General features: G+C 59.8%; 7 protein-coding genes and 3 pseudogenes. 2 read left to right on the plus strand and 8 right to left on the minus strand.

Annotated features, from left to right (window positions below; all coding sequences use genetic code 11):
* Window positions 1–196 (plus strand): hypothetical protein (locus tag M727_RS42795; protein WP_210163974.1); only part of this gene is annotated, 196 nt, incomplete at its 5' end.
* A 53-nt stretch (window positions 197–249) separates the two neighbouring features.
* Here M727_RS42795 and M727_RS41080 read toward each other — a convergent pair.
* The 8 genes and pseudogenes from M727_RS41080 to M727_RS0132250 all read right to left on the minus strand — a co-directional run bounded on the left by M727_RS41080 (window position 250) and on the right by M727_RS0132250 (window position 5,406).
* A complete protein-coding gene (locus tag M727_RS41080) occupies window positions 250–747 on the minus strand; it encodes an LLM class flavin-dependent oxidoreductase (protein WP_084647007.1) in 498 nt (165 codons plus the stop codon).
* A gap of 631 nt (window positions 748–1,378) precedes the next feature.
* Window positions 1,379–1,519 carry a hypothetical protein gene (locus tag M727_RS43550; RefSeq protein WP_245269102.1) on the minus strand — a complete coding sequence of 47 codons (141 nt, stop codon included), beginning with the start codon at window positions 1,517–1,519 and terminating at the stop codon, window positions 1,379–1,381.
* Window positions 1,468–1,710 carry an autoinducer binding domain-containing protein gene (locus M727_RS41090; RefSeq protein WP_245269101.1) on the minus strand — a complete coding sequence of 81 codons (243 nt, stop codon included), beginning with the start codon at window positions 1,708–1,710 and terminating at the stop codon, window positions 1,468–1,470. The genes M727_RS43550 and M727_RS41090 overlap by 52 nt, the downstream gene beginning before the upstream one ends.
* Complete coding sequence (locus M727_RS43555; protein WP_027155978.1) at window positions 1,613–1,816, minus strand: hypothetical protein; 204 nt, start codon at window positions 1,814–1,816, stop codon at window positions 1,613–1,615. The genes M727_RS41090 and M727_RS43555 overlap by 98 nt, the downstream gene beginning before the upstream one ends.
* Before the next feature lie 844 nt (window positions 1,817–2,660).
* Window positions 2,661–3,953 (minus strand): annotated as a pseudogene (locus M727_RS44105) (Glu/Leu/Phe/Val dehydrogenase); the annotation flags it as partial.
* Between the two features lie 164 nt (window positions 3,954–4,117).
* Window positions 4,118–4,477 (minus strand): annotated as a pseudogene (locus M727_RS38580) (acetyl-CoA C-acetyltransferase); the annotation flags it as partial.
* Window positions 4,478–4,529: 52 nt separating this feature from the next.
* Window positions 4,530–5,154 (minus strand): annotated as a pseudogene (locus M727_RS38585) (3-oxoacid CoA-transferase subunit B).
* A 57-nt stretch (window positions 5,155–5,211) separates the two neighbouring features.
* Window positions 5,212–5,406, minus strand: a complete 195-nt coding sequence (locus M727_RS0132250) for a hypothetical protein (protein WP_027155982.1) — start codon at window positions 5,404–5,406, stop codon at window positions 5,212–5,214.
* 807 nt (window positions 5,407–6,213) lie between these two features.
* Between M727_RS0132250 and M727_RS0132260 the strand changes: the two genes are divergently transcribed.
* Window positions 6,214–6,482: ATP-binding cassette domain-containing protein (locus tag M727_RS0132260; protein WP_027155983.1), on the plus strand; the 269-nt coding region annotated here is incomplete at its 3' end.

The raw sequence follows: 6,482 nt of genomic DNA on the forward strand, positions 1-6,482 counted from the left end.
CCACTGCCGCCTGATGCCGGATAAAGAAGCCGCAGTTAGAGGTTATTGCGAAAGCGCCTCGCGCCACCAGGCGCCGGGCCGCTGCGATGCAAGCCGGCTCGAGCGCTGGATCGCCGCGAATGACGTTTTCTGCCCAAGCTCCTGCAACGGTTTCAAAGATGACCGGCAAGCCATGGGTTGCCGGATTCCGCAATGAGCCGGGCANCGGCGCTGGCGGCGTGGCGCCGGGCGGCAGCCCGAATTCCAGATTCAGTATTCCAAGAGCCGGTGGGATTTTCGATGCCATTTTTCTGAACCCTGTTCGAATAACGTAACGATGCCGCTGTCAGTCTTAGATCTGCTGTAAGCCGAGGTGACAATGTTCCAGGCCGCGCGTCCTCCTGACAAGTGGTCAAGTGATGCGAGCATGCATGCAAGTTGATATGGTTGGTAGTACGTAGTTGTCGCTGTTGCGACAAGACCGATATCCCGCGTTCTCGATGAAAGCGCCGACAAAAGTGTAATCGGCTCGAAGCCATCGCTACCGCTTGCACGAGCTATGGTAGCGTGATCACCGATGATGCCTTGGGTGTCGGCGAAAAATACGAAGTGGAACGCCGCATCTTCGGCAAGTGCTGCCAAATGAGCATATTTGTCGACGTCAACTCCGTTATTCGCTGGCGCATTCGGATCGCGCCATGCACCTTCATGGTATCCCACCCCCCGAACGAGATACAGTCCGAGCTTCATTTCATCATTGCGCAGCATGCCGCATCTCCCGTTCAATTGGACTATCCTTGCGCACTTCATGCAACTCGTGGGCCGTGTTCTGGCGCCACAGGACAGCGAGCCTCAAATGCTCGACTATTCGCAGCCACCCGAGATTTCGACGAGTGTGCTTCCTACGAGGTCGTTGCGACACTCATCCTCCGAGGCCAGTGCTGAGGGGGCTGTAGTAAAGCGTTCCAAGCATCGTCACCTCGCGTTCTCGAATTTCCGAGAGAGACCATCACAGGAGGTAGATATCGCTTATTCACGGCGCCGCCTATCTCCCGAAATGGCTCGCCTCACTTACCTGGGAACCGACAATAACAAACCTACCAAGCATGGTAGTAGGTTGTGGTCGAGTAGCTCAGCCATTCGGCCTTCGCCCTCACAGATCCGGGCGGCCGGATTCCCGCGCGCCTGCTCTTCCCGAGGGTGACCCAGCGTCATGTCCGTGCCTTTGCCCAAGTTCGAGTAATGCGCGGAACTGGCAGGGGGAGCGTGCTGCCAAGATCTCGAACTCCGACCAGCCCATGCGCCGGCTTTTCTGGCTTCTGCGTTTGAGGCAGCTTAGCCAGACTCGCCGCATTTCCTGACGGAATCCGCTAAGCGCTGGGTAGTTGTGCGGCCTGCCTTAATATCCGTAATGCCACCTATGCTGCACAGCCAGTGGTGCCTGCATGAGCCGCCAGGCCTTCTGGCGCAACTCTGTCAGCTTGCGCGTCAGGGCGGCGCGGGTGCTGCCGATCGTGCGCGGTTCGACAATCCGCTCCAATGGCCATTCCGCTCGACGAAGGATCCGCTCCATGCCCATCGAAATGGGCATCCGCCACACTGCGCCCGCGCGATGACCGGATCGACCTGCTGATTACGGTTGCTTAGATAGTGTGCGGTCCAGCGATGCGGATAGTTTGAAATGAGCTTTGGCTTGCCGGAAGGCTCGCGGCGGCAAGGACAGGTAAGCAAATGTGAGGAGATCGAGTGCTGCGGCTGCACCCGCCATGGCCACGCGGAAATCCGCCTCGTCGACGCTTTCAGACAGTTCCAGGAATATCTCGAAGACAAGTTGCATTCCCCCAATCATCCCTCGGTCCGTCTGCCGCGCGCCGTCAGACTTATGGAAGCCGACCGTCAGACGACCAGCGGACCGCGCCTATCTTCCGAGCATTGGCCGCCATGTGGTTGATGGTCCCAACCAGATGCCGCGATTTCCGCACGATCTCTGCGCGAGCCGTCGGCAGCCGGATTCCGGCCCTGCTAGGTTCGAACAACAGAACCGAAAGGCGGCCTTCGAGTAGCTCACCGTTGGTTACCTGACGCGAAGCGCCTCGGGCACCCGACAGAAGTTGGGTACAGTCGTGACGTGGCGGAGATGACGAAGCTCGAGTGCCATCCGGATAGTGCGGATCACCTCCTTCTCAAACCTGATAGTGGACGCTGCCATGACACCCATCCAGCACTTTGAAAATACCGCCCTGCCGGTTGGGAGGCCTACCGGCAGGGCGCGCCGCGCAAAACTCGCGGCCGCATGGCGGCCGGACAGCGGCGGCAGGCAGTTGTCTTGCAGCGAGCCTTCATCAAGTCCATCAGAACGCAAACGCTCCACCGGTCTGCTGCCGGCCATGACCACTTTGACCAAGCCGCTAGTTTGATGTGCCGGCCGCTGCATGAAGAACCGCGCGCCACAACCACCTCGGCAGGGTAGAAGCTATCGGGATCGCTGCCTTCGAGTTGGTAGGACCGATTTCGATCGTCCGCATCCACCAGGTAGGACAGCACAGTGAAACCGAATATACGCAAATATTTGCTGCCTGCCGCTGTGAATTCTTCGGGCTGCGCGCCCCGACACGGGGACATAGGCGATCGCTCTGTTGGAGCCGAATCGAGGCTCCTCTCAGTGGCTCGAGAAATTCCGCCATGGACGCGACATAGGCGGCAGTCCTGTAGTCGCCGAGTTCCGGCTGCTCCTCAAGGAGGTCCGCGATGCGTGCCCAAGTGCTGCGCATCACGTCCTCGAGGCCGGACCGAACGAGATCAATCTCGGCGCCCCCTTCAAGAAATTCGTCGCGCATTTCCGCGGGAAATGTCTTGCCTGTCATCCGCTCGAGCGCTGTGGCGATCGTCTGGTTGCGCCGCTCCCGCCGCCGCCTTTCCATCAAGCCGAATGGAATGTGGGTCAGGTTCTTCACCCATTCGAAATAGCTCACGACCACACCGCCCGCATTGACATAGAGATCGGGGAGGATCATGACGCCTCGCGAGCGCATCACTTGATCGGCCTGGAAGGTGACGGGGCCATTAGCGGCTTCGACGATGAGATGCGCTTTGATCCGCTCGGCGTTGTCGATGTGAATTGCGTTCTCCATCGCGGCGGGGATGAGGACATCGCATGGCTCTTCCAGGCCCGTCATGTTGCCCCCGAAAGATTTGGCGCCGTCAAAGCCCAGAAATGCCGCCGGTGCGGAACTGATGCTGCTTCAGCGCCTCGACGGGAAGGCCTTCGGGGTTGGCGACATATCCGTCGCGTTCGGCAACGACCGTGACCCGCGCGCCATCTTCCTTGGAGAGGAATTTGGCAGCGTGGTAGCCGACATTGCCAAATCCCCTTGAGGTCCCGCGGTGGTCCCTTCATGCCTGCGGTGGGGGGATCACGGAGATAGCTGTGGATGGCAAACTGCACGCCTCGGCCTGTCGCTTCCGTACGTCCGGCAATTCCGCCTTTCGAGAGCGGTTTTCCCGTCACGCAAGCGCGCGCGTTGACCACATCAGTGGGATTGGCACGGCGGAACTCGTCGACCATCCAGGCCATTTCCCGCTCGCTGGTGCCCACATCCGGAGCGGGCACGTTGAGCCCTGGGCCAATCAGGCCACGCTTGGCGAGTTCCTGAGTGAAGCGCCGAGTAATACGTTCAAGCTCCTGAGAAGTCCATTCGCGCGAGTCGATCTTGAGTGCGCCTTTAGAGGCTCCGAAGGGAACATCGACCAGAGAGCATTTGAGCGTCATCAGGGCCGCAAGCGCCTCCACCTCTTCGGCATCGGCGTCGCAAAGCGGATGCCGCCCTTGACAGGCTCGCAGTGCTCGCTGTGGACGGATCGCCAGCCGAGGAATACATCCGCCCCCGCAGTCTTACGCCAAAGCGCATCGTATAAGTTGAGTTGCACTGGATGATCCGCTCTGCCAACCCCCCGGACAGATTGAGAAACTTCATGGCATGTCGGAAGTTAAGGTCGACGCTCTGCAGAAAGCTTGATGCTATGTTTGAGACAGAGGCATCAATGGGTTATTCCCCGGCCGTGTTAGAGGTAGCCGATGCGCCGCCGCCGACGGTGTTTCGATGAGGACGGCGTCGCCCGCTGGGCCAGCATGCTCTGTGCGCAGATGGGCGCAGTGCGGCGCCACCGACATCGACTTCATGCCGCCGGCAACGATGATATTCGCGCCGCCGGTTGCAATCTGCTGCATGCCGAGGGCCACAATCCTGAACCACAGCGCTGGTCCATGCCCAGGCGGGCTTTTCCTGGGGATGTCGGCCTTCATCGCCGGCTGGCGTGCCGGATTCTCGCCTTCGCCGGCGAATAGCACCTGGCCGAGGGTCACCTCGTCCACTTCCCCTGCCTCGATGCCCGCCCGTTCGAGGACCGCCTTGATGGCCGATGCACCCAGTTCATGAGCGGGTGTGTTGCCGAATGCGCCGTTGAACGATCCGACGGCGGTACGAGCGGCGCTAGCGATTACGACATGATGACTCCCCTCGCTCGGCGAATTTTGGCAGGGGCTCCGGCCCTCAGTTGACGATCGTTGCATCGGTCGCCCTGCGGAACTCGGCGTCGGTCACGCCATCGGCGAGCTCCACCAGCCTCAGCCCGCCTTCGACGACGTCGAGCACGCCAAGGTTGGTGATGATCCGATCGACCACGCCGCCCGGTCAGCGGCAGAGTGCAGGTCTTGAGCACCTTCGATTGACCGGCCTTGTTAGTATGGTCCATGACCACGACCACTCTTTCACCCCGGCGACGAGGTCCATCGCACCGCCCATGCCTTTGACGAGCTTGCCAGGGGTCGTCCAGATGGCGAGGTCGCCGTTCTCCGCCACCTACGTCGCCCCAAGGATCGCCATCGCAATCTTGCCGCCGCGGATCATCGCGAAGCTTTGCGCCGAGTGGAAGAAGGCGGTATGCGGCAGCGCAGTCACCGTCTGCTTGCCGGCATTGATGAGGTTGGCGTCGATCTCGTCATCGCTCGGGAACGGGCCGATGGCGAGCAGACCGTTCTCCGACTGCAGCGTCACCGGAAGCCATCGGGAATATGATTGGCGACCAGGGTTGGAATACCGATGCCGAATTGACATACATTCCGTCCTGAAGTTCGCGCCCCGCCCGCGCCGCCATCTGGTTGCGATTCCAGCCCATTGCACATCCCAAACAGCAGACTGTCCAGCGCCGAGTTCGCGTCGCCATAGCCTTTATTCATGTAGCTCGCCAAGACTCGATCAATACTTCATCGTTGACGCGCATCGGCGTTACGCGATCGCGCCAGCTCAACAGGTACCAGATCGTTTTTGGCGGCGCGATATCCTTGGCAGATATGGCAACATTGTCCGGCGCGTGAGCTGCGCCGGTCACCGCGCACGTGATGACGGCTTTGCGTCCTCCGGCGGCCATGAATACACTCCAATAGCTTACCTGAAAAATCTAGACGGGATTGGGCTCAGCGCGCGAGCAACGAGAGTTATTCCGGGGGGCCGAAGAGTTATGATCGGAGCCCCTATCGCGCCACGACCGAGCTGGCATCGCCGGCCAGGAACGGCCTGTCGGAGACCAGAATAGCAACGAGAGTTGGCGATGGCCCGGGCGATCCCAATCAATCCCGCGACGTTGCTTGCGCGCCTCACTATGTTCGTGGATGATCGGCCTAGCTTTCGGTTTCGGCGCGCATGCCCACCACGATCTGAGCCAAACGCTTGGCCCCGTCCATTCCCGGACACACCGCGTTCACCATGATGCCTCGAGCCCGAACTCATTGACAATGCATTATTTCGGCCCCTCACTGGGAAGCTGCTGAAAGCGCAATTTAAGGCCTCATCCGATCCCAAGAGGTCACATCACCCCTGTCACAAAATTCGATGCCTCGTTTTGTCGCCTTCCTCGCCGCTGTCGTCGGCACACCGATCCAAAGGTCAAGTCCAGGACCCCGGTCCGCTCGTTTTCATCACGACGCGACACCTGACGCGAGGTCGACCTTTTTTGCTGACTTGCTCTGCTGAAGGTCGCACAATGACTGTGGGTGGGAACGAAGCCCCTCGGTCATAACCAATCGGGCCAGATCATAATTTGCAAGGGTTTGTGCCGGGGCTTCCCCTTATCTAACATGGCTGAACAATATGGCAGATACCTCCCAGTTGGGACTGGCGTGAGCCTTGCGGGGTCTCCAGCCCGCTTGGCACTAAAAAAGTTCGAAAAGGGGAACATATGAAGGGCGCAAGGGTCACGGTCCGTGAAGTCGTGAAACATTACGGATCTTTCACGGCAGTCGAGGGTGTGTCCATCGAGGTAAGGGCAGGAGAATTTCTCTCGCTCCTGGGACCTTCGGGTTCCGGCAAAACCACCCTCTTGATGATGATCGCGGGCTTTGAGCTGCCGACAGCGGGTCTCATCGAAATCGGGACGACCGATGTGACGCATGTTGCTCCCAACAAGCGCAATGTGGGCATGGTATTCCAGAAATATGCCCTTTTCCC

The sequence above is a fragment of the Mesorhizobium sp. WSM2561 genome, from assembly GCF_000513915.1.
Lineage (GTDB): Bacteria > Pseudomonadota > Alphaproteobacteria > Rhizobiales > Rhizobiaceae > Mesorhizobium > Mesorhizobium muleiense.

Excerpts from the sequence above, each read along its gene's own strand:
- M727_RS41080 (WP_084647007.1), bottom strand. The coding sequence starts at position 747 with ATGCTGCGCAATGATGAAATGAAGCTCGGACTGTATCTCGTTCGGGGG.
- M727_RS43555 (WP_027155978.1), bottom strand. The coding sequence starts at position 1,816 with ATGCAACTTGTCTTCGAGATATTCCTGGAACTGTCTGAAAGCGTCGAC.
- M727_RS0132250 (WP_027155982.1), bottom strand. The coding sequence starts at position 5,406 with ATGGCCGCCGGAGGACGCAAAGCCGTCATCACGTGCGCGGTGACCGGC.